23 protein-coding genes are annotated in these 19930 nt (G+C 67.1%); 16 read left to right on the top strand and 7 right to left on the bottom strand.

Going from position 1 to position 19930, the window contains the following annotated elements:
- From ACJH7A_RS17985 to ACJH7A_RS17955, 7 genes are read left to right on the top strand one after another with little or no spacing between them, the layout of a single operon-like run.
- Window positions 1-1323 carry an MCE family protein gene (locus ACJH7A_RS17985; protein ID WP_212807687.1) on the top strand — a complete coding sequence of 441 codons (1323 nt, stop codon included), beginning with the start codon at window positions 1-3 and terminating at the stop codon, window positions 1321-1323.
- The gene (locus ACJH7A_RS17980) at window positions 1320-2441 is read left to right on the top strand and encodes a virulence factor Mce family protein (protein WP_212807686.1); all 1122 of its coding nucleotides are present in this window, start codon (window positions 1320-1322) and stop codon (window positions 2439-2441) included. Before ACJH7A_RS17985 ends, ACJH7A_RS17980 begins: the two co-directional genes overlap by 4 nt.
- Before the next feature lies 1 nt (window position 2442).
- The gene (locus ACJH7A_RS17975) at window positions 2443-3921 is read left to right on the top strand and encodes an MCE family protein (protein WP_212807685.1); all 1479 of its coding nucleotides are present in this window, start codon (window positions 2443-2445) and stop codon (window positions 3919-3921) included.
- Complete coding sequence (locus tag ACJH7A_RS17970) at window positions 3891-4481, top strand: mammalian cell entry protein (RefSeq protein WP_212807684.1); 591 nt, start codon at window positions 3891-3893, stop codon at window positions 4479-4481. The genes ACJH7A_RS17975 and ACJH7A_RS17970 overlap by 31 nt, the downstream gene beginning before the upstream one ends.
- A gap of 37 nt (window positions 4482-4518) precedes the next feature.
- Window positions 4519-5109 carry a hypothetical protein gene (locus tag ACJH7A_RS17965; RefSeq protein WP_318984052.1) on the top strand — a complete coding sequence of 197 codons (591 nt, stop codon included), beginning with the start codon at window positions 4519-4521 and terminating at the stop codon, window positions 5107-5109.
- Window positions 5079-5450: a DUF732 domain-containing protein gene (locus ACJH7A_RS17960; protein ID WP_036420137.1), complete on the top strand. Its 372-nt coding sequence runs from the start codon at window positions 5079-5081 to the stop codon at window positions 5448-5450. Before ACJH7A_RS17965 ends, ACJH7A_RS17960 begins: the two co-directional genes overlap by 31 nt.
- Entirely contained in the window at window positions 5447-5926 is a 480-nt protein-coding gene (locus tag ACJH7A_RS17955) for a CAP domain-containing protein (RefSeq protein ID WP_318984050.1), read from the top strand. Before ACJH7A_RS17960 ends, ACJH7A_RS17955 begins: the two co-directional genes overlap by 4 nt.
- 14 nt (window positions 5927-5940) lie before the next feature.
- On the opposite strand, the gene ACJH7A_RS17950 is transcribed toward ACJH7A_RS17955, so the two are convergent.
- Both ACJH7A_RS17950 and ACJH7A_RS17945 read right to left on the bottom strand, forming a co-directional pair.
- Window positions 5941-6978 carry an LLM class F420-dependent oxidoreductase gene (locus tag ACJH7A_RS17950; RefSeq protein ID WP_064858336.1) on the bottom strand — a complete coding sequence of 346 codons (1038 nt, stop codon included), beginning with the start codon at window positions 6976-6978 and terminating at the stop codon, window positions 5941-5943.
- Window positions 6979-6980: 2 nt separating this feature from the next.
- Window positions 6981-7400 carry a nuclear transport factor 2 family protein gene (locus tag ACJH7A_RS17945; protein WP_406802470.1) on the bottom strand — a complete coding sequence of 140 codons (420 nt, stop codon included), beginning with the start codon at window positions 7398-7400 and terminating at the stop codon, window positions 6981-6983.
- A 111-nt stretch (window positions 7401-7511) separates the two neighbouring features.
- On the opposite strand from ACJH7A_RS17945, the gene ACJH7A_RS17940 reads away from it, so the two are divergent.
- From ACJH7A_RS17940 to ACJH7A_RS17925, 4 genes are read left to right on the top strand one after another with little or no spacing between them, the layout of a single operon-like run.
- Entirely contained in the window at window positions 7512-8072 is a 561-nt protein-coding gene (locus ACJH7A_RS17940; RefSeq protein WP_406802469.1) for a PadR family transcriptional regulator, read from the top strand.
- 8 nt (window positions 8073-8080) lie between these two features.
- Complete coding sequence (locus ACJH7A_RS17935; RefSeq protein WP_212807679.1) at window positions 8081-8839, top strand: AraC family transcriptional regulator; 759 nt, start codon at window positions 8081-8083, stop codon at window positions 8837-8839.
- Between the two features lie 49 nt (window positions 8840-8888).
- On the top strand, window positions 8889-9464 hold the full coding sequence (locus ACJH7A_RS17930) for a class I SAM-dependent methyltransferase (protein WP_212807678.1): 576 nt from the start codon (window positions 8889-8891) through the stop codon (window positions 9462-9464).
- A 40-nt stretch (window positions 9465-9504) separates the two neighbouring features.
- A complete protein-coding gene (locus ACJH7A_RS17925) occupies window positions 9505-10716 on the top strand; it encodes a hypothetical protein (RefSeq protein WP_212807677.1) in 1212 nt (403 codons plus the stop codon).
- Here the strand turns inward: ACJH7A_RS17925 and ACJH7A_RS17920 are convergent.
- The gene (locus tag ACJH7A_RS17920) at window positions 10706-11221 is read right to left on the bottom strand and encodes a hypothetical protein (protein ID WP_406802468.1); all 516 of its coding nucleotides are present in this window, start codon (window positions 11219-11221) and stop codon (window positions 10706-10708) included. The genes ACJH7A_RS17925 and ACJH7A_RS17920 overlap by 11 nt on opposite strands.
- Window positions 11222-11302: 81 nt before the next feature.
- Here ACJH7A_RS17920 and ACJH7A_RS17915 point away from each other — a divergent pair, with 81 nt between their 5' ends.
- Window positions 11303-12973, top strand: a complete 1671-nt coding sequence (locus ACJH7A_RS17915; protein ID WP_406802467.1) for an alpha-keto acid decarboxylase family protein — start codon at window positions 11303-11305, stop codon at window positions 12971-12973.
- 10 nt (window positions 12974-12983) lie between these two features.
- Here the strand turns inward: ACJH7A_RS17915 and ACJH7A_RS17910 are convergent, their stop codons facing one another.
- A complete protein-coding gene (locus ACJH7A_RS17910) occupies window positions 12984-13760 on the bottom strand; it encodes a S9 family peptidase (protein WP_053854998.1) in 777 nt (258 codons plus the stop codon).
- A gap of 155 nt (window positions 13761-13915) precedes the next feature.
- Between ACJH7A_RS17910 and ACJH7A_RS17905 the strand changes: the two genes are divergently transcribed.
- Window positions 13916-14809: a mycobacterial-type methylenetetrahydrofolate reductase gene (locus ACJH7A_RS17905; RefSeq protein WP_406802466.1), complete on the top strand. Its 894-nt coding sequence runs from the start codon at window positions 13916-13918 to the stop codon at window positions 14807-14809.
- Between the two features lie 35 nt (window positions 14810-14844).
- On the opposite strand, the gene ACJH7A_RS17900 is transcribed toward ACJH7A_RS17905, so the two are convergent.
- Window positions 14845-15300: a hypothetical protein gene (locus ACJH7A_RS17900; RefSeq protein WP_064858344.1), complete on the bottom strand. Its 456-nt coding sequence runs from the start codon at window positions 15298-15300 to the stop codon at window positions 14845-14847.
- Between the two features lie 125 nt (window positions 15301-15425).
- Between ACJH7A_RS17900 and ACJH7A_RS17895 the strand changes: the two genes are divergently transcribed.
- Entirely contained in the window at window positions 15426-15944 is a 519-nt protein-coding gene (locus tag ACJH7A_RS17895; protein ID WP_406802465.1) for a MarR family winged helix-turn-helix transcriptional regulator, read from the top strand.
- Here the strand turns inward: ACJH7A_RS17895 and ACJH7A_RS17890 are convergent.
- Window positions 15934-17163: an acyl-CoA dehydrogenase family protein gene (locus ACJH7A_RS17890; protein ID WP_406802464.1), complete on the bottom strand. Its 1230-nt coding sequence runs from the start codon at window positions 17161-17163 to the stop codon at window positions 15934-15936. The two genes, ACJH7A_RS17895 and ACJH7A_RS17890, sit on opposite strands and share 11 nt — an antisense overlap.
- Window positions 17164-17245: 82 nt before the next feature.
- On the opposite strand from ACJH7A_RS17890, the gene ACJH7A_RS17885 reads away from it, so the two are divergent.
- A complete protein-coding gene (locus ACJH7A_RS17885; RefSeq protein ID WP_406802463.1) occupies window positions 17246-17854 on the top strand; it encodes a TetR/AcrR family transcriptional regulator in 609 nt (202 codons plus the stop codon).
- On the opposite strand, the gene ACJH7A_RS17880 is transcribed toward ACJH7A_RS17885, so the two are convergent.
- Complete coding sequence (locus ACJH7A_RS17880) at window positions 17814-18425, bottom strand: TetR/AcrR family transcriptional regulator (protein ID WP_406802462.1); 612 nt, start codon at window positions 18423-18425, stop codon at window positions 17814-17816. The two genes, ACJH7A_RS17885 and ACJH7A_RS17880, sit on opposite strands and share 41 nt — an antisense overlap.
- A 112-nt stretch (window positions 18426-18537) precedes the next feature.
- Here ACJH7A_RS17880 and ACJH7A_RS17875 point away from each other — a divergent pair, with 112 nt between their 5' ends.
- Window positions 18538-19920 carry an oxygenase MpaB family protein gene (locus ACJH7A_RS17875; RefSeq protein ID WP_406802461.1) on the top strand — a complete coding sequence of 461 codons (1383 nt, stop codon included), beginning with the start codon at window positions 18538-18540 and terminating at the stop codon, window positions 19918-19920.
- Window positions 19921-19930: the final 10 nt, after the last annotated feature.

Here is a 19930-nt window from a genome sequence, read left to right as displayed (position 1 = left end):
ATGACCAGCTCCGAATCCACACCACGCGTGGGCAGCCGCCGGACGTGGCGCATCGCCCTCGCGCTCGGTCTCGTCGTCATCCTGGCGGTTGCCGCCACCGGACTGGCTCGATCCTGGTGGGTCACCGCTGTCCGGAGTACCTACGTCGCGTACTTCGCGAACACCAACGGCCTGTACACCGGCGACGACATCAGGATTCTGGGTGTCACCGTCGGCACGGTCGAGAAGATCGAACCGCAACCGCATGCCGCCAAAGTGACGTTCTCGGTGGACTCGCAATACGCGCTGCCCGCCGACGTCCGTGCCGCCATCTTGTCGCCGTCTCTGGTGAGCGCCCGCGCGATTCAGTTGGTGCCCGCCTACACCAGCGGACCCAAACTCGCGGCGGGCTCCACCATTGCCCTGGAGCGCACCGTGGTGCCGGTGGAATGGGACGACTTCCGTCAGCAACTGGAGAAGCTCACCGACTCGCTGCAGCCGACGAGTCCCGGCGGGCCCAGTGCCGTCGGCGAATTCATCAACAGCGCCGCCGACAACCTGCGCGGCCAGGGCGACACCGCGCGCGACACCGTCATCAAACTGTCCCGCGCGATGTCGGCTCTCGGTGATCACAGCACCGACATCTTCAGCACGGTGCGCAATCTGCAGTTGCTGGTCTCGGCACTGTCGTCCAGCAGCGATCTGCTCGCCGCCTTCAACACCAACATGGCGTCCATCACCACCGCACTGTCGAGCACGCCTAACAACATCGCCGATGCGACACGCAATCTGGACACCGCGGTCAAGGATCTGCGTGGTTTCATCGCGGAGAACCGGGAGGGGTTGGGGACCACCTTCGACCACCTCAACGCGATCACCACGGCGCTCAACGACAGCCGCACGGACCTCAAACAGGTCCTGCACATCGCGCCGACGGTGTTCCAGAACTTCACCAACATCTACGACCCGGCGCAGAGCGCCATCACGGGCATCCTGGCACCCGTCAACTTCGCCGACACCGTGCAGTTCCTCTGCGGCGCAATCCAGTCCGCGGCACGGGAAGGCTTCGAGCAATCCGCCAAGCTGTGCGTGCAGTACCTCGCGCCGATCATCAAGAACCGGCAGTACAACTTCGTGCCGATCGGCGGCAATCCGTTCGTCGGCGCGACGGCCCGGCCCAACGAGGTCACCTACAGCGAGCCGCGACTGCGGCCGGGCGGGGCTCCGCCGCAGGAGAACCCCGCGCCGGCGCCGCTGCCGGCAGAGGCCCCCGTATCGACCCCGACCGACCCCGGCCAGGGGCTGGCCGGCCTCATGGTTCCGCAGCAGGGGACGCAGCCATGAAGCGTCTCGTGACCGCGACCCTCGTCATCCTCAGCGTGCTGACGTTGCCGGGATGCCAATGGCGCGGCCTGAATTCGCTGAGCCTGCCTGGCACCGCCGGCGACGGACCGGGTTCGTACGTGATTCAAGCGCAATTGCCCGACGTCGTGGTGATCCAGCAGAACACCCGCGTGCGCGTCGGTGACGTCAACGTCGGCAACGTCACCAAGATCGAGGTGCAGGACTGGCATGCGCTGGTGACCATGCGGATCGATGGCGACGTCCACCTGCCCGCCAACAGCACCGCCAAGGTCGGGCAGACCAGCCTGCTGGGCTCGATGCACATCGAGCTCAGCCCGCCGGCCGGCGAAGCCCCGCAGGGGCAGTTGACCAACGGCGCGGTGATCCCGCTGTCCAGGGCCGCAACGTATCCCACCACCGAGCAGGCTCTCGCGTCGGCGTCGATCCTCCTGAACGGCGGTGGCCTGGCCCAGCTGCAGGAGATCAACCAGACCTTCGCGAAGGCGTTGGCCGGCCGCGAGAACGACATGCGCAGCCTGCTGGCCCAGCTGGATACGTTCATTTCCCGGCTCAACACGCAGACCGACGACATCATCTCCGCCACAGAGAATTTGAATTCTCTGGTGGGCCAGTTCGCGGCGAACCAGCGCACGGTCGACAAGGCGCTCACCACCATCCCGCAGGCCCTGGCCGTACTGGCAGAGCAGCGCGCGAAGCTGGCCGACGCGATCGATGCCGTCGGACGGTTCAGCGCGGTCGCGACGTCGACGATCAAGCAGACCAAGGAGAGCCTCGTCGCGAACCTGCGCAGCATGGTGCCGGTGCTACGGTCGCTGGCCGATTCGGGACCGGCACTGACCAAGGGGCTCGACTTCCTCTCGACCTACCCGTGGGTGAAGAGCAATCTCGGCAAGTGGTTCCGGGGCGACTTCGCCAACATCACGATGATCATCGATCTGACGCTGAGCCGGCTCGACAGCAGCCTGTTCACCGGAACCCGGTGGGAGGGCAACCTCACCGAACTCGAAATGCAGTGGGGCCGCACGATCGGTCAGATGCCCAGCCCGTACACCGCGGGCAACCCGCTGATCGCTCCCTATCACTTCGGGGGGTACTGACATGCTGCGTCTGCGCTTGTCCCGGACAGTCTGGATCCAGCTGGCGATCCTCGGTGCCGTCACCGTGATTGCCTGCAGCGTCATGGCATTCGGCTTCGTCCACGTACCGACGCTGCTCGGGTACGGCCGGTACACCGTGACGGTCGAGTTGCCGGAGTCCGGCGGTCTGTACCCGACGTCGGTGGTCACCTACCGCGGCACCGAAATCGGGCGGGTCAAAGCGGTCGACGTCACCGCGGGTGGGGTGCGGGCCGAGCTGAATCTCGACTCCGCCATCAAGGTGCCTGCGGACGTATCGGCTGCGGTCCACAGCCGCTCGGCCGTCGGTGAACAGTTCGTCGAATTGATCCCTGCGGCAGGGCAATCCGATACCGGCCCGACCCTGCGCGGCGGCGCGACCATCCCGGTGGCCAAGGTGCGGATTCCGCCGGATATCGGCAACCTGCTCGATGCCACCAACCGGGCGCTGGAAGCCATCCCGCAGGACAATCTGCGTACCGTCGTCGACGAAGCCGACAAGGCCGTCAGCGGTCTCGGCCCTGAGTTGTCCCGCATCGTCAACGGCTCCACGTCACTGGCCATCGAGGCCGGCAAGAACGTCGGCCCGATCACGCAACTGATCGACCAGAGCCCGGCCGTGCTGAATTCGCAAGTGCAGACCGCGGACTCGATCGCGACGTGGGCGCAGCGGGCCGCGTCCATCACCGGCCAGTTCAAGGCCCAGAATGCGGCGTTCGCCGAGCTGCTCAAGCTCGGGCAGCCGACCCTGAACGAGGGCCGCGCCCTGTTCGACAGGTTCGCCCCGGCACTGCCGGTCCTGCTGGCCAACATGGTGAGCCTCGGCGAGATCGCGGTTGTCTATCGGCACGACATCGAACAACTGCTGGTGCTCTTCCCGCAGGGCACCGCATTGATGTCGGCGATCGCGGTCGCCGACGCGGACCTCAAGACGCCCTACCGGGGCATCTACCTCGACTTCAAACTGAACATGAATCTGCCGCCGCCGTGCAACACCGGCTTCCTTCCGGTCAAGCAGCAGCGGGTCCCGACCGAGGTGGACTATCCCGAGCGTCCCGCCGGGGAGCTGTACTGCCGGGTGCCACAGGACTCCGACCTGAATGTCCGTGGCGTGCGGAACATTCCGTGCGAGAACAACCCCGCCAAACGGTCACCGACCGTGGAGCTCTGCGAAAGCAACGAGCAGTACGTGCCCCTCAACGACGGCTACATCTGGAAGGGCGATCCCAACGCCACGCTGACGGGGCAGGGGGTCCCGCAATACGCGCCGGGCACCGATCCCCGGCAGCGCCCCAGTTCCGCACCTGGGCCGTCACCCCCGGCACCCCCGGTGGCCGTGGTGCCCTACGACCCCGCGACCGGCGGTTACGTGGGACCTGATGGCAAGCCGTACACCGACTCCGACCTGGCCGCCACCACGAAAGGCAAGACATGGCAGAGCATGCTGATCCCGAGCAGCTAGACATCGCCGATGCAGCCGATGCGGATGCAGCCGACGAAGATGCGGTCGCGGCGCCGAAACCGTCGCTGCGGCAACGGTTGCCGCGTGTCTCGCCGCTGGTCGCAACCGGACTCGCGCTGGTCGTCGCCGGGGGTGCCCTGGTGGGCTGGCTGGGTTTTCGGGCGCACCAGGCCGAACAGGGACAGTTGCTGCGGAACCTGTACGTGCAGACTGCCCGCCAGGCCGCGCTGAACCTGACCACGATCAGCTACACCGAGGCCGACACCGACATCCGCCGGATACTCGACTCGTCGACCGGCGAATTCCGGGAAGACTTCCAGCGCCGGTCCGAGCCGTTCGTCGCGGTGGTGAAGCAGGCCCGCTCGAAATCCGAGGGCACCGTCACCGAAGCCGGACTCGAGTCGGTGACCGGTGATGGCGCACAGGTGCTTCTCGCGGTGTCGGTGCGGACATCGCTGGCCGAGGCGCCGGCGGGTCCACCACGAAACTGGCGCATGCGGATCAGTGTCGCCAAGGACGGCGCGGGCGCCCGAATCTCCAACGTCCAGTTCGTGTCATGAGCACATCGGACGGTCAGGGCAACATGAAGGACAGGTCATGACAGTGACAGTGGATGTCGAAGAACGTCCCGTCGAACCCGACGAGACCGAGGCCGCCGAGGAGGCGGTTGTCGAAGCCGAACCCGCAGCGGTGCAGAGTGTTTCGCGGAAGCCATGGGCGCGGTGGACGGGTCTGACATTGGCGTTCGCCGCGATGCTGCTTGCCGTCGCTGCGGGGTACTTCAACTGGCAGGACGGGTCGGTGCGGCTCGCGCAAGCCGCGGCCACCGAGTCTGTGCGGGCGGCCAGTGACGGCACCGTCGCCATGCTGTCGTACCGGCCGGAAACGGTTGACACCGAGCTGAAATCGGCCGCCGGCCGGCTGACCGGCGGGTTCCGCGACGAGTACACCAAGTTGGTCGACACCGTCGTGGCGCCCGGGGCCAAACAGAAACACATCTCCGCGGTCGCGACCGTTCCGGATGCCGCTTCGGTGTCGGCGACCGAAAACCACGCTGTGGTGCTGGTTTTCGTGAACCAGACGACCACCATCGGTGCCGACGCGCCCACCGCGTCGACCTCGACGGTGCGGGTGACTCTCGACAAGGTGCACGATCGATGGCTGATCTCACAGTTCGATCCCGTGTGACGCGGGCGCTGGTGATGGTGTTCGCCGCGGGGGCCGCGGCCGGTTGGATGGTGCCGCCGGCCCAGGCCGACCCGGTGACGTACGTGAACAGCGTCAACGTGCGGGGCGGCTTCAACTTCCCGAGCGGCGATGCCGCCATCGCCTACGGGCGCGGCGTGTGCGACAAGATCGCCGCGGGCCGGAGTTACGGGCAGATCATCGGTGACATCAAGGTCGACGTCACGGGTGGCGACGAAGGCCAGGCCAATTATCTTGTCGGACAGGTGATCAACGAACTGTGCCCCGAGCTGATCGGGCCGCTGCGCAGTTCCGCGGGCAACTACCGACCGGGGGCACAGTGAGTACTCGGTTGGCCGGGGTGATCCTGGCGGTCTTCGCGTGCGGCGCCGCGCTGCCTGCGGTGGCTCACGCCGACAACACGCGCCTCAACAACAGCGTGGTCGCCAACGTCTACACCATTCAGCACCAGGCCGGCTGCACCAATGACGTGGCGGTCAGCCCGCAGCTGCGGCTCGCCGCCGAGTGGCACGCGAACGACGTGCTGAACAACCGCGCCCTCGACGGCGACCTCGGCTCGGACGGGTCGACGGCACAGCGGCGCGCGGAAGCAGCGGGCTTCCGGGGCAAGGTGTTTCAGACGGTGGCGATCAATCAGTCAATCGCCATCAACAACCTGGATGTGCTGAACCAGTGGTACTACGACCCGCCGACCTACGCGATCATGGCCAACTGCGCCAACACCGTCATGGGCGTGTGGTCCGAGAACAGCCCCGACCGTTCGGTCGTCGTCGCGGTGTACGGCCAGCCGGGCGCGTAGCGGTAGCGTCAGCCCTACACCAGCTCGCGCAGCTCCTCGATGAGCTTGACGCGGTCGGCGGTCGTCGCACCCATCGGCACCACGTTGAGCACCGTCACGCCGGCCTCCCGGAATGCGGCGACGCGTTCCTTGACGAACTCGCGGCTGCCGATCAGCGAGATGTCGCGGACCAGTTCGTCGGGAACCACCTTTGCCGCACCGTCCTTGTCACCGGCCAGGTACAGCTCCTGGATGCGGTCGGCCTCGGCGCCGTAGCCGTACTTGGTGGCCACGTTGTGGTAGAAGTTCTTGCCCTTGGCGCCCATGCCGCCGATGTACAGCGCGATGTGCGGCTTGATGAATTCGCGCATTCCCTCGACGTTGTCGCCGATGGCCAGTGCCGGTCCAGCGTAGATGTCCATGGGCGGCAGCGACGCGTCACGCTTTGCGTAACCGGCCTCCAATGCATCTCCCCAGACGTCCTTGGCCTTCTCCGGCATGTAGAAGATCGGCTGCCAGCCTTCGGCGATCTCCGCGGCCAGCTCGACGTTCTTCGGCCCGAGTGCCGCCAGCAACACCGGGATGCGTTCGCGCACAGGGTGGTTGATGAGCTTGAGTGACTTCCCGAGGCCGGTGCCCTGACCTTCCGGCAGCGGGATGGTGTAGTGCTTGCCTTGGTAGGCGAGGCGCTCGCGGCGCCACACCTGGCGGCAGATCTCGACGACCTCGCGGGTGCGGCCGATGGGGCTGTCATACGGGACGCCGTGAAAGCCTTCGATCACCTGCGGGCCGGACGCGCCGAGACCCAGGATGTACCGGCCGTCGGACACGTAGTCGAGGCCGGCGGCCGTCATCGCGGTCAGCGTCGGGGTGCGGGTGTAGAGCTGCAGGACGCCGGAGGCCAGTTCCACCCGCTCGGTGGCGGCGGCCAGGTAGCCGAGCGCGCTGATGGCGTCGAAGGAGTACGCCTCGGGGACGAAAACGACGTCCAGGCCGGCCTTTTCGAGGTCGGCGACCTCGGCCACGACCTCCTTGAAACCGCCGGCGTAGTTGATGCCGAGACCGATCTTCATGCTCACTGCTCCTTCGCGGTCAGGGCGGCGATGGCTTCGGCGGCCTCGGCCTGGATCTGCGGGAACTGCGCGGCCATGGCCTCCGACAGCGCCTGCGCACCCGACAACGGCCGGACCATGACCATGAAGTCGTCGATCAGGCCCTCGTCGTTGACGTGGATGAAGTCGCAGCCGGTGATCCTCTTGCCGCCGACCGTGGTCTCGAAAACCAGTGCGTGGCTGCCCGTTTCGGGGTCGTTGATCTCCCGGATGTAGCGGAAGTCCTCGAAGACCCGCAGCACGCCGCGCAGGATGGCGGCGGTGATGGGCTTGCCCGGGTAGGGCTTGAAGGCGACGGGGCTGGTGAACACCACGTCGTCGGCCAGACAGGCGGCCATGGCTTCGCCGTCGGCGGCCTCGACGGCCTTGCGGAATGCCTGCATCGCAAACCTCGCATAGTCAATTTGTTGATTAGGTACGGGTGACGCTAGCGGGCCAAGCTCGGCATGTCTATATGTGACTAATCACTTTGTTGACTATTAGACTCCCTGGGCATGGCTCTGCGTGACGCCGTGTTGGCGGCCCTGCTCGACAGTGAGGCCTCGGGATATGACCTGGCCAAGGGCTTCGACGCGTCCGTCGCCAACTTCTGGATGGCCACGCCACAGCAGCTGTATCGCGAACTCGACCGGCTCGCGGCCGACGGGCTGATCGAGGCCCGCGTGGTCGAACAGGAGCGACGACCGAACAAGCGGATGTTCACGCTGACCGATGCCGGCCGGGCCGCGGTGCATGCTTTCACGGAGGCGACACCCAAGCCCTTGGCCATGCGCGACGACCTGCTGGTCCAGGTCTCCACTGTCGACAGCGGGAACGCAGCGGCCGTGTGCGCCGGCCTGCGGGACCGAATCCAGTGGTCCACCAAGCAACTCGAGCTCTATGAACGGATTCGCAACCGAATACTGGGCGGGCGCAGCGAGGCTGCGTTCCTTGCCGAAGCCGAACGGGTGGGGCCCTATCTGACGCTGATGCGCGGCATCTCGTTCGAGCACGAGAACCTGCGGTGGGCGCAGCAGGCCCTGGAGGTCATCGAGCGGCGGCAGTCGCAGCGTTAACATCGGGTATGCCCGTCTGGGAGCTGGGTCCGGCGCAGATGATGGTCGTCGGCACCTTCGGCGACCTGGACATTCACCACCATGCCGCGGTGCAGATCGGGGTCGGGCTGACCGGACCGCTGACGGTTCGAACCGCCGGCGAGGCGTCCCGCAGTGGACACGTCGTCGTCATCGCCAGCGGCGCCGGCCACGCGGTACGGTCGGCGCCCACCGATCTGACGTTGGCGCTGTATCTGGCGCCGCACAGCTGGCCCGGGTCAGCGCTGCACGCACTGAGCCAGAGCGAATCCGAGGACGGCATCTGGATGCCCGAGGATGGCCAGGTGTTGGCGCGAGCCGTGGCCGACGCGTACGACGCCGACCCCGAGCTGGCCGCTGCCGCATTGGTCGAGCGCCTCTGTGGCGGCCCGCGAGAGCAACCCGGCCTGCATCCGCAGCTGAGGCAGGCGATGGACCTGGTCTACAGCGGCACAACCGAATCCGTGGATCTCGCGTCGATCGCCCACGAGGTCGCGGTGTCGCCGGACTACCTCGGCCGGCTGTGCCGGCAGCAGACCGGTGTGTCCTTCTCGGCGGCGGCCCGCTGGGCCAGGCTGCTCTCGGGCTTGAAACATCTCGCCGACGGCGAGCAGGTCACCGACGCCGCGCATCTGGCCGGATTCGCCGACGGTTCCCATGCCAACCGGGTATGCCGTGAGATGACCGGTGCGGCGCCGTCCGCGATCGCCCGCGCGCTGCGGGATTCGACGGATCCGTCCAAGTGCTGACGGTGCAGGCGGCTCCATACTCGACGGACACCACGAGGAGGAGACCGCAATGCCGGTGATGTCCAAAGTCGAGCGCGCCTTCTGCTGCGGCGCCATGTGGAGAACCACCACGCGCGCCGTGCTCGACATGCTGCCCACCGACCGGCTGGGTGAGCAGTTGCTCGAAATCGGTTCCGGCAGCGGCGCAATCGCGGAAGGTCTGTCGGCCGCGCGTCCCGGACTGGCCATCACCGCGACCGATCTGGATCCGGTGATGGTCGACGCCGCGGCGCACCGCCTGAAGGACAACCCGCACGTCACGGTGCAGAGCGCCGACGCGACCCGCCTGCCGTTCGCCGACGACGCGTTCGATTCGGTGGTCAGCTGCCTGATGATGCACCACGTCATCGAATGGGAGGCCGCGGTCGCCGAGATCGCCCGGGTGCTCAAGTCCGGTGGCGTGTTCGTCGGTTACGACCTGACGCGGACACCGGTGGCCACGGTGGTGCACCGGGTGGACCGGTCGCCGTTCCGACTGCTGAACCCCGATGAACTGGCTGCCGAAGGTCGCCGCAACGGGCTGCGTATCGATACGACTACCAAGGTGTTTGGGCACGTCATGCAGTTCAGTGCCGCGAAGACCTGACACTGAGTAGGTTGGTCTGCAGTCGGCAGGGGAGGGACGCATGCGGGGTCTGGTCAGCTGTGGAGCGGTGGTCGCGGTGGCGCTGTTGGGCGCGGGCTGTGGTGGCGGATCGACACAGTCGAGCCCGGCCACGTCATCCGCGAAGCCGGCGACCTCGACGACGCCACCGCCACCGGCGATCGTCGCCCCGGCACAGCTGAAGCCGGGGAACTACCCGGTAAAACCGCATGAGCCCTACGGCACCGCGGGCGCCCCGGAGGCCGGTGCGAGGCTCGAGGCGCAACAGCTGGCCGGCTACGTGGTGGGACCCTGGCAGGTCGACGACACGCTCATCGAGCCTTATCTGTCAACGTATTTCGTGCTCGACGAGCCCGGTTTGCTGGCTCAGTTCGGGCCCGAGAGCATCGCGACCGCGGCCGGCAGGCACCACTTCGTCGACGGATTCGCCTCGGCGCGGGAGTCTGCGGCCAAGACGGTGCTGATCAACGGCGTACTGCGCTTTGCGTCGCCCGCTGATGCCACCGCCGCGGCCGGCGAGATGAACGCGGCAGCACTCCAGGTCAAGATCCGCGGGGCAGAGCCGAAAACCGTTGCCGTCCAGGAGCATCCGGATGCGCTGGCGTCGACGTACGACGTCGACTCCCGCGGCACGAAGGTGACCACCGTGCGGTCCTTCACCGCGCACGGCCCCTATGTCCTGACACAATTGGCGCAGTCAACAGCCGGGCCGGATCCGGCCATCGCGTTGGTGGCCAAGGCGACCGGCGCCCAGGCCGCCGCGATCGAGCCCTTCAAACCTGCGGCAGAGTTGCCGGCCGTGCCGATCGATCCGACCGGGCTCCTGGCCCTGACGCTGCAGACCGAATCGCCGCGCAATTCGCAGAACGCCGTCTACTCCGGCACCGGGGCCCTGCACTTCCAGAGCGACCCGGTCGCGTCGAGCAAGGTGTTCCAAGACAACGGCGTGACAGCGTTCGCCCGCGGGAAGACCAGCGTGTACCGCGCCAAGGACCCGGCGTCGGCGGTCAACGTGGCGAACACCTTCGGTAAGGAGGTGTCGGTGGACGGCACCGAGACCGCCGATCCGGTGCCGGCGCTGACCCTGAGCCGCTGCATCCTGCTGGCCAACCCGAAGCAGTTCTACTGTGTCGCGCCGGCAGGCGACTATGCCATCGAGGCGCGCGGCGCCGAGTTGAAGGACGTGCACGAACAGGTTGCCGCCCAATACATCCTGTTGACGGCTAAGCCTTAGCGGAGCCGTTCAGCGAGAGGCCGGTGGCCGACTGCAACAGGCAGATGACGGTGCTGGGCAGCGGCGTGTGTCCGGTGCGGTCCATGTTCGAGTCGATCAGATAGGTCGAGGTGTACCGGCTGCTCCGGCCGGCGTATTCCGCCAGGCCGGCCGCGCACCGCTGATCGGCGACACCGGCGATGGCGTCGTTGACCGCCACATTGGCGCGCAGGAACACCTCGGCGATGTGCGGGGCCGAGCAGTCCACCAGCGTCACCTCGACGACGCTCGGGTCGGTGGGCGGCGGCGTGTTCAGACAGTCGCCCACCTGCAGGTCGACCCACTTGGCCTGCCGCGCATTCGGTTTCACCGGTACGACGGGCACCGGCGGCGGGAGCTCGGTCGCCGTTGTCGTGGGCGCGCTCGATGTGCTCGACGACGGCGCCGCTGACGTGTTCGAACCACAGGCCGCGAGCAGCAACACCGCCGCGACCTGCCACACGAGCCGATGTGGGCGAACGGTCATGGCCGTCATGGTAGTGCTTGAAGGGCGGTGTTCGGGCTGGGACGGTTACCATCGCGGTACCAGCGACAGCAGGAGGTCGGCATGCCCGAGTACACCGTCGGTGACTATCTGCTGGACCGGCTCGCTGAGCTGGGTGTCACCGAGATTTTCGGTGTGCCAGGTGATTTCAACCTGGAACTGCTCGACCATGTGATCGCGCACCGGAGCATCCGGTGGGTCGGCAGCGCCAACGAACTCAACGCGGGCTACGCCGCCGACGGCTACGGCCGGCTGCGCGGCATGGCGGCGCTCATCACCACGTTCGGCGTCGGCGAGCTGTCCGCGGCCAACGCGATCGCGGGCAGTTACGCCGAGCATGTCCCGGTGGTGCACATCGTCGGCACGCCGTCCATCGACGTGCAAGGCTCCCGCCGGGTGATCCACCACTCGCTCGGTGACGGCGACTTCGACCACTTTCACCGCATCGCCCGCGAAATCACCTGCGCACAAGCCAAACTCGTGCCGGCCACAGCCACCCGCGAGATCGACCGGGTGCTGTCCGAGGTGCACGAGCGCAAGCTGCCCGGCTATCTGATGCTGGCCACCGATGTCGCCCGGTTCCCCGTCGAACCACCGTCCGGGCCGTTGCCGCGGTACACCAGCGGCACGAGTCCGCGGGCACTCTCGCTGTTCACCGCGGCAGCCGCTCGCCTGATCGGCGAGCACCAGCTGACGGTGCTGGCCGACCTGCTGGTGCATCGGCTGGAAGCCGTCCCGCAACTCGAGGCACTGCTGGCGGCCGACGTCGTGCCGCACGCCACGCTGATGTGGGGCAAGAGCCTGGTCGACGAATCCGCGCCGGAGTTCCTCGGCATCTACGCGGGCACCTCCAGCCAGGAGACGGTTCGCCGGGCCATCGAAGAGGCCCCGGTGCTCGTCACTGCCGGGGTTCAGTTCACCGACATGGTGAGCGCATCGTTCACGCAGCAGATCGACCCCGCGCGGACCATCGACATCGGGCCCAACCAGAGCACCGTGGCCGGCGAAGTCTTTGCGCCACTGGACATGTCGGCCGCGCTCGAGGCGATCACCAGCATCCTGACGGCCCGGCCCACCCGGTCGCCCGCGGTACCGCAGCCGGTGCCCGACGCACCCGACCCGGTGCTCGAACCGGATCAGCCGCTCACCCAGAAGGCGCTGTGGGACAAGGTCTGCGGTGCGCTCACGCCGGGCAACGTGGTCCTGGCCGAGCAGGGCACGTCGTACTACGGCATGGCCCGGCACCGGCTGCCCAGCGGCGTGGCGTTCATCGGCCAGCCGCTGTGGGCCTCCATCGGCTACACGCTGCCGGCCGCTCTCGGTGCGGGTCTGGCGGAGCGGGACCGTCGTCCGGTGTTGCTGATCGGCGACGGTGCCGCGCAGCTCACCATCCAGGAACTCGGCCAGTTCGGCCGCGAGGGTGTGCCCGCGGTGGTGATCCTGGTGAACAACGACGGCTACACCGTCGAACGCGCGATCCACGGTCCGGCCGCGTCGTACAACGACATCGTGACCTGGCGGTGGCGCGACATTCCGGCGGCCCTCGGCATCCCAAACCCGTTGTCCCACCGGGCGACAACCTGCGGCGAGTTGGACGCGGCGCTGGCCGATGCGGCAGCACATCCCGACGACCTCGTCTTCATCGAAGCCGTGGTGACCGAACTGGATGTGCCCCCGCTGCTCGAGGAGCTCGCCGCGGCCATCGCAAAGGCCAACAAGGCGGCCGGGGCCTGAATACGGTCCCTTACCTCGGACGCGCCTTGTCCGGACCCAGGTAGGCGTCGGCCCAGGCGCCGATGATCCGGCCCGCACGCTTGGCCTGCCCCGGTCCGGTGAGCAGGTGTTCGGTGCCCTCCAGCGAGACGAAGCTGCGCGGGTGGCGGGCGGTCCGGAAGATCTCACTGGCGTTCTCGATGCCCACGGTGTTGTCGGTGGGGGAGTGCAGGATCAGCAGCGGCAGGTGCAGGTCCTTGATCTTGGCGTGCAGCTTGGCCGCGCGGACGTCCTCCACGAAGTCGCGCTTGAGGGTCAGTTCGCGCCCGCCGACCATCCACTGCGCACTGCCGTTCGCGAGCACGCAGTCGAGGATGTCGTCGTACTGCTTCTCGACATGCGACGGGTCGATGGGCGCAGCGACCGTCGCGACCGCGCGGACCCCGGGCGCCTGCCGCGCCGCGGCAAGGACCGACGCCCCGCCGAACGAGTGGCCCACCAACAGAGCCGACGGCGTGCCGCGCTCGGACATGAACTTGCACGCCTCGATGACGTCGTTGGTCTTGTGGGTGAAAGACCCGTCGCCCCAGTGGCCTTCCGAGTCGCCCAGCCCGATGGCGTCGAAGCGGAGCATTCCGATGCCGTCGGACGCGAGTTGCTTGCAGATGCGCGCCGCGGCAGGGGAGTCCTTGCCGAGCGTGAAGCCGTGCGAGAAGACGCCCCAGCCGCGCGGGGTGCCTTCGGGGAGGTCGATGATCCCGGCGAGCATGGGGCCGGTGGAACTCTGGAACTTGACGCGTTCAGCCACGGGACGGGTTTATCACGGCTGGCAAGCCGGACGTGGCCGATTCTTTGCTGGAGGCCATCGGTAGGGTGGAGGTTTCACGGGAAACACGGCCTGCGGGTCGTAGCGGTCAGAGACGCCTGCGCCCCGTATGTAGTCCTGAGATCCGGAGCAGAGTCGTGACCCTGAACACCATCGCCTTCGAACTGGTCCCGCCCAATATCGAGCGCGGTCCCCAGTTTGCGGTCGACGAGGCGCACAAGGTGCTGCTCAACGCCGCGGCCGTCGGTCTCGAGGGCCGCATCCGGCACGTGATGATCCCCGGAATGATCGAGGAAGACGGCGACCGGCCCATCGAGATGAAGCCGAAGATGGACGTCCTCGACTTCTGGCAGTTGATGAAGCCCGAGCTCCCGGGCATCCGTGGGCTGTGCACGCAGGTCACGTCGTTCCTGGATGAGGACGCGCTCTCGAAGCGACTGGCGGTGCTGCAGGAGGCGGACTTCGACGGCATCGCTTTCGTCGGCGTCCCGCGCACCATGAGTGACGGTGAAGGCGCCGGCGTGGCACCGACCGACGCGTTGACGATCTACCGCGATCAGGTGCCGAACCGCGGCGTCATCCTGATTCCGACGCGCGACGGCGAGCAGGGGCGGTTCAACTTCAAGATCAACCAGGGCGCCACCTACGGCATGACCCAGTTGCTGTACTCGGACACGATCGTGGGCTTCCTGAAGGAGTTCGCTGCGACCACCGAACACCGGCCCGAGATTCTGCTGTCGTTCGGGTTCGTCCCGAAGATGGAGTCGAAGGTCGGCCTGATCAACTGGCTGATCCAGGACCCGGGCAACCCCCTGGTCGCCGCCGAGCAGGAGTTCGTCTCGCGGCTGGCCGGCGAGGAGCCCGCGGCCAAGCGGGCTTTGATGCTCGACCTGTACAAGCGCGTCATCGACGGTGTCGGCGAGCTCGGCTTCCCGATCAGCATCCACTTGGAAGCCGCGTACGGCGTCTCCAAGCCGGCGTTCGAGACCTTCGCCGAGATGCTGGACTACTGGGCGCCCGACAAGGCCTAGCCTCTCGCGCCGATACGGCGTTGCGGCGCAGTCTGTTACGACACTGCGGCCATTCCTCCGAACAACCGTCCGGCATCGGCGGCGGTCAATCCGCCGGGCATGCTCGGCATGCGGACCTCGGAGCGGCGGGCGGTGTCGGCCGGGTCGTCGGCCGAGCCGGCCGCCTTACGGATCTGATTCGCGGCCGGATCAGCGGCGCCTCCGGTGTACTGCTGTGCGTTGATGGACACCGCCGGCTGAGACCGGGGGATGGCGCCGGGTGCCGCGCGCCCGGCGGGTGTCATCGGTGCGGTCGACGTGCGGCCGGCATTGGTCTGTGCGCTGACGGAACTGGTCGGCTCGGGGCGGTCGATCACCGGGCCCGGGTGGGGACCTTTCGCCGCCGCCGGCGCGGCCAGTGCGATGGACAGCGCCGACAGCCCGATGGCGGTTCCTGCCACGAGGCGTGCGATGGAACGACGAAGCTCGGTACCGGTGCGGGTGGTGATCATGGCGCCGCCTTTCTAGATACTTGCTTGAACAAGTAATTTCTGGGGCCCTATTCCAACTGGGCTTTTCCTGTCATGCGGCTGCAGTAAGATGGTTAGACAACCAATGGATTTCTGGGGGTGCGCTGATGGCGACGGACAGCGACGACGGCCGGGAGACGTGCGAGGCGATGGCATCGCCCACGGCGGCCCGCAGCGGTCCCGTCACTCATGCGGTCTTTCAACTGACCCGGGTGACGAGAACGATCGTCGCGACGCTGCTGCGCCCGCTGGGGCTCTATCCGGGTCAGGAAGTGGTGATGATGTACCTCTGGGACCGCGGCCCGCTCCGCCAGACCGACCTGGTTCGGCTCACCAGCTCCGATGCGCCGACGATGACCCGCATGATCCAACGGCTGGAGCATGCCGGATTCGTGCGCCGTTTCCCGAGCCCCGAGGACAAGCGCGCGCACCTGGTCGAGGCGACGCCCGCGAGCCGGGGATTGCGGGATCAGATCGAGGGGGTGTGGCGCGACATCGAAGAGTTGACCGTCGGTGGTCTGAGCGAAGCGGAACGGGCAACCGTGCTGCGCGTCGTCCAGGGTCTGGAGCATCGGCTTGCCGGCGCGGTGATGGGCTCGGCCGGCCGCGATCCGCTCAGCCCGTGATGTCGCGGCCGATCAGCTGGCGGGCGATGACCCACTGCAGAACTTCGTTGGCGCCTTCGAAGATTTCCAGGATCTTGGCGTCGCGGTAGATCTCTTCGAGCCGGTAGTTTTCGCCGGTCGCCGACACCCGCCGTGCGAACCCGTAGCCGCCGTAGATTTGGAGCGCGTCGCGGGCGAGATCGTTGGCGAGCCGGGTCGCGTAGGACTTGGCCATGGATGCTTCCGGCTCGCCGGACCGGTCGCCGCGGTCAAGACGGACGGCCGCCTTCTGGTACATCGAGCGGGCGGCTTCGAGCTCGGTGGCGCGTTCGGCCAATCTGTACTGCCAGTACTGCATCTCGCCGAGCTTGCGGCCGAACAGCTCTCGGCTCCGCAGCCGGGCCACCGCCAGGTCGAGTGCGATCTGGGCGACGCCGACACCGGCCGCGGCGATGCCGAGTCGCCCGGCCGCCAAGGACGCCAATGCCGTGGCCAAGCCCCGGCCGGGTTCGCCGAGCGCGTGGTCTGCCGGCACGGCGACGTTGTCGAAAACGATGTCGGCGGTGATCTGGCCGCGGTGACCCATCTTGAGATCCGGTTCACCGACCTGGACGCCGGGGCTGTGCATGTCGATCAGGAGCATGGTGGCGTTGTCGGTGTCACCGTCGCGGCACAGGATGCAAACCCAATCGGCGACAACCGAATTGGTGATCCACCGTTTGCGGCCGTTGACGACGAATCCGTCCGGGGTTCTCGTGGCGACGGTCTGCAGCGCGGTCGGCGTCAGATCGCTCGACGCATCGGGTTCGGTTGTGGCGAAGGCGAATACGGCGTCGCCGCTGATGAGGCCAGGTAGGACCTGCGCGCGGATGTGGGGTTGGGCGAACGAGAGGGCGCGGGCGTTGAGGATGCATTGCCCGTCGTACACGCCGGCCAAGCTGGAGCTCTCGTAGGCGATCTCCTCGGTGACGATGCAGGTCGCCAGCATCGGGTGCTGCAGACCCGCGCCGAACGGCTGCTCGAACGGCACCGCGAAGCAACCGGCGCCGGCAAGGCCCTTGAAGGCGGTCCACGGGAACGAGTCGACGGACTCCTCGCGCTGGGCGATCTCGCGGGCGACCGGTGCCAGGTGCGTGGCGACGGCGTCGCGGGCCATTGCCCGGACGTGCTGCACGTCGTCGGGCAGGAACACGTCGTGCCACATGCGGTCGGCGGTCCGGGTGATGGATTCGGTGTCCATGCGCGTCCTCCTGCGTCGGTTGCGGCCGAGCGTAGGCAAATCCGGGCAAACTAGTCAACTCTGACTAGTTTATGATTTGATGATGACGCCACCTCGACGTGCACAACGCCGCGGCATCGCGGTGCAGGAACGTATCCTGGACGCCGCCGTGCGGGCGCTCGTCGAACACGGGTACGCGGGCACGTCGACGCTGCGCATCCAGCAGATGGCCGAGGTCAGTCGGGGAAGCCTGTTGCACCAATTCCCTTCGCGTGACGCCTTACTCGTCGCAGCAGTTCAGCACCTCGCCGAAGCGCGATTCAATGAACTGAGCACGCGGACCGCGTGGCCGGACGACCCCGGGGAACGGATCCGTGCTGCCGTGATGACGATGTGGTCGACCTACCAGCAGGACTACTTCTGGGCAGCGACCGAATTGTGGCTTGCCGCAAGGCATAACGCCGAGCTACGCGACAGCCTCGAGCAACAGGAGCGGGTTCTCTGCCGCCAGGTCCGCACGGTGACCGATGCCATGTTCGGCGAGCCGCTGAACCAGCATCCCGACTACGCCCGCGTGCGCGAGACGCTCAACACCAGCATGCGCGGCGTGGCGCTCACCTACGCCTTCGATCGCCGGAATGCGTTGCGCGACCCGCATCTACCGGACTGGATCACCCTTGCGGAGGATGCGCTCCTGGGGGCACGTCCCTAACGGAGGCGTCTTTGTGGCTATGAACCATCATGTAGGACGCCATGAGCGCGGCGAGTTCATCGAGAAATTCGTCGTGGTCGATGTCCGGGCGGTCGAGTACGTAGCGGATGCTCAGATGCTCGACCGCGCGCACCGCGATCCAGATTCTGGTGTCGGCGTGGTGAATCGGTTGCGGGCGCAACCGGAGGTGGGCGATCGCAAGCTCTCCGACACGTTGCTCGAAATCGGCGATCTTGTTGCCGAGGCCGAGCCGAGGGGTGTGCTCGATCAGGGCTCGCAGTAGCTCGGGTTGTTCGGCCATCGCGTCCAGCAGGATCGCCAGGACTTCCCGCAGGCTGCCGAGGTCTTCGGGCTGGCCGACCTGCTCCACCAGCCGCGTGGTCACCGAGCGCACGACGTGGTCGGTGTGGGCGTCGACGATCGCCGCGATGATCGCGTCCTTGTTGGGAAAATACTGGTAGAGCGAACCCGGGCTGATGCCGGCGACCTCCGCGATCCGATTCGTCGTGGCGCCGTCGTATCCCCGCTCGATCAGTACCTGCCGACCGGCGTCAAGGATGCGCTCGACCATCAAACGCGAGCGTTCTTGTCGTGGGGTGCGCCGCGGCACCCTCTGTGTGCTGCTCACCGGGCCGTCACGAAACGAATTGTATGCGAGTAAATGCTCGTGTCAGCATTTTGGCATGGCTTCGTCGACCCGAGAAGAGCGTCGTTCTGGCAATTCACACGTACCCACTGGCGGTCATCCGTACGACTACTACTGGCGGCCGGGGATGGCGTTGCGTCCCGCCCCCGCACGTCTCCGGTTCGAGTCGATCTGGACGCATACCCGTCGGCAGCAGTTGTCGCCGTGGCTGGATTTCAGCGACGTGCCGAAAGCGACGCCGTGGACCGACCTTTTCGTCGACCACCTGTGGCAGGGCGACGAACTGATGGACGCCGTCGTCGCGCGGTTCCGTGAGACTGGGATGGCCGAAGGCCGGGCACTTCTGGAGCAGGCCCTCGAGCACGGCATCGAGTCGGTCGACCACGCCCCCGCGGAACTGATCGCGTTGTTCGCCGACCTGGACAACCCGCCTGAGTGGTACGACCCGATGAAATGGGAACGGGGCCGCCAACTCTGGAACAACGCCTCCTTCGCAGGCAAGTTCGGCATGGCGGCGGGCGACACCTTCGGCACGTTCGTCGGCGACGAGGTTGCCTATGCCACCGGGGAAACCGGCCGACTGGTCAATGACTTCTACCGTCGCAACCTCGAAACCATGGCCTGGTTTCGCAACATGACCTACCGCGGCGCGCTGGATCGCTTCGCCGCGCCGTTCAAGGACACCGTGCGCGTGCGGCTCATGCACTCACAGGTTCGGGCCGGCTTGCGCCGCACCTGGGGCGACGAACAGTTCGCCGAACACGGCAACCCCATCTCCAACGCGATGATGATGAACGCGGCGATCACCTTTGGCCTGCAACCCCTGCTGATCGATCACGCCCACGGACGTCGTTGCAGCCGTGCGGATCTGGACGCGGCGCTGATGTACTGGGCGTACATCGCCCGCGTGTTCGGGGTCGCCGACGAACTCATCCCCAAAGACTCGAAGCAGGCCCTGGAGGCCATGGACTTCATCGTCGCGTACGCCGGCGGCCCGTCGGAGTGGACCGAGACCATGGTCGGCGCCGCGGCTGACAACTTCCGGTCGGCACTGGTGACCCGGGTCGGGGTGAGCCCGTTCCTCGGTCTCCTGACCTACTACGGTGGCCGCGACATGATGCGCGCCATGGTCCGTGGAACCGGTTGGGCCGATATCAATTTCATGCCGTGGACTGCCGCGGCGGCGGTCCTGGTCCACGTCAACATCGGCTTCCGGCGTGTGCTCGACCACACGCCGGGCGCCGCGGCTCGTTCGGCCGCCCGCCGGAGCGACACCGCCATGTGGGGCACGGCGCTCAAGCTGGCCCGCTTCCTGGCGTCGCGCAATGGGATCACCGGTACCCCCTACGACCACCACGATCAGACGGCCGACATCGCGTCGGGCTGCCCCATTCCGCACGCACCGGCAACACGCGACTGACCGCGGACCA

It is taken from the genome of Mycobacterium sp. SMC-17, assembly GCF_045310915.1.
Lineage (GTDB): Bacteria > Actinomycetota > Actinomycetes > Mycobacteriales > Mycobacteriaceae > Mycobacterium.
Note: the sequence above shows the minus strand (reverse complement) of the source record. Positions and strands in the feature narration are given on the sequence as shown.

Bases quoted from the DNA above. Each gene is read 5' to 3' on its own strand.
- ACJH7A_RS17985 (WP_212807687.1), top strand. From the start codon at position 1: ATGACCAGCTCCGAATCCACACCACGCGTGGGCAGCCGCCGGACGTGG.
- ACJH7A_RS17980 (WP_212807686.1), top strand. From the start codon at position 1,320: ATGAAGCGTCTCGTGACCGCGACCCTCGTCATCCTCAGCGTGCTGACG.
- ACJH7A_RS17975 (WP_212807685.1), top strand. From the start codon at position 2,443: ATGCTGCGTCTGCGCTTGTCCCGGACAGTCTGGATCCAGCTGGCGATC.
- ACJH7A_RS17970 (WP_212807684.1), top strand. From the start codon at position 3,891: ATGGCAGAGCATGCTGATCCCGAGCAGCTAGACATCGCCGATGCAGCC.
- ACJH7A_RS17965 (WP_318984052.1), top strand. From the start codon at position 4,519: ATGACAGTGACAGTGGATGTCGAAGAACGTCCCGTCGAACCCGACGAG.
- ACJH7A_RS17960 (WP_036420137.1), top strand. From the start codon at position 5,079: ATGGCTGATCTCACAGTTCGATCCCGTGTGACGCGGGCGCTGGTGATG.
- ACJH7A_RS17950 (WP_064858336.1), bottom strand. From the start codon at position 6,978: ATGAAGATCGGTCTCGGCATCAACTACGCCGGCGGTTTCAAGGAGGTC.
- ACJH7A_RS17945 (WP_406802470.1), bottom strand. From the start codon at position 7,400: ATGCAGGCATTCCGCAAGGCCGTCGAGGCCGCCGACGGCGAAGCCATG.
- ACJH7A_RS17940 (WP_406802469.1), top strand. From the start codon at position 7,512: ATGGCTCTGCGTGACGCCGTGTTGGCGGCCCTGCTCGACAGTGAGGCC.
- ACJH7A_RS17935 (WP_212807679.1), top strand. From the start codon at position 8,081: ATGCCCGTCTGGGAGCTGGGTCCGGCGCAGATGATGGTCGTCGGCACC.
- ACJH7A_RS17930 (WP_212807678.1), top strand. From the start codon at position 8,889: ATGCCGGTGATGTCCAAAGTCGAGCGCGCCTTCTGCTGCGGCGCCATG.
- ACJH7A_RS17925 (WP_212807677.1), top strand. From the start codon at position 9,505: ATGCGGGGTCTGGTCAGCTGTGGAGCGGTGGTCGCGGTGGCGCTGTTG.
- ACJH7A_RS17920 (WP_406802468.1), bottom strand. From the start codon at position 11,221: ATGACCGTTCGCCCACATCGGCTCGTGTGGCAGGTCGCGGCGGTGTTG.
- ACJH7A_RS17915 (WP_406802467.1), top strand. From the start codon at position 11,303: ATGCCCGAGTACACCGTCGGTGACTATCTGCTGGACCGGCTCGCTGAG.
- ACJH7A_RS17900 (WP_064858344.1), bottom strand. From the start codon at position 15,300: ATGATCACCACCCGCACCGGTACCGAGCTTCGTCGTTCCATCGCACGC.
- ACJH7A_RS17895 (WP_406802465.1), top strand. From the start codon at position 15,426: ATGGCGACGGACAGCGACGACGGCCGGGAGACGTGCGAGGCGATGGCA.
- ACJH7A_RS17890 (WP_406802464.1), bottom strand. From the start codon at position 17,163: ATGGACACCGAATCCATCACCCGGACCGCCGACCGCATGTGGCACGAC.
- ACJH7A_RS17885 (WP_406802463.1), top strand. From the start codon at position 17,246: ATGACGCCACCTCGACGTGCACAACGCCGCGGCATCGCGGTGCAGGAA.
- ACJH7A_RS17880 (WP_406802462.1), bottom strand. From the start codon at position 18,425: ATGGTCGAGCGCATCCTTGACGCCGGTCGGCAGGTACTGATCGAGCGG.
- ACJH7A_RS17875 (WP_406802461.1), top strand. From the start codon at position 18,538: ATGGCTTCGTCGACCCGAGAAGAGCGTCGTTCTGGCAATTCACACGTA.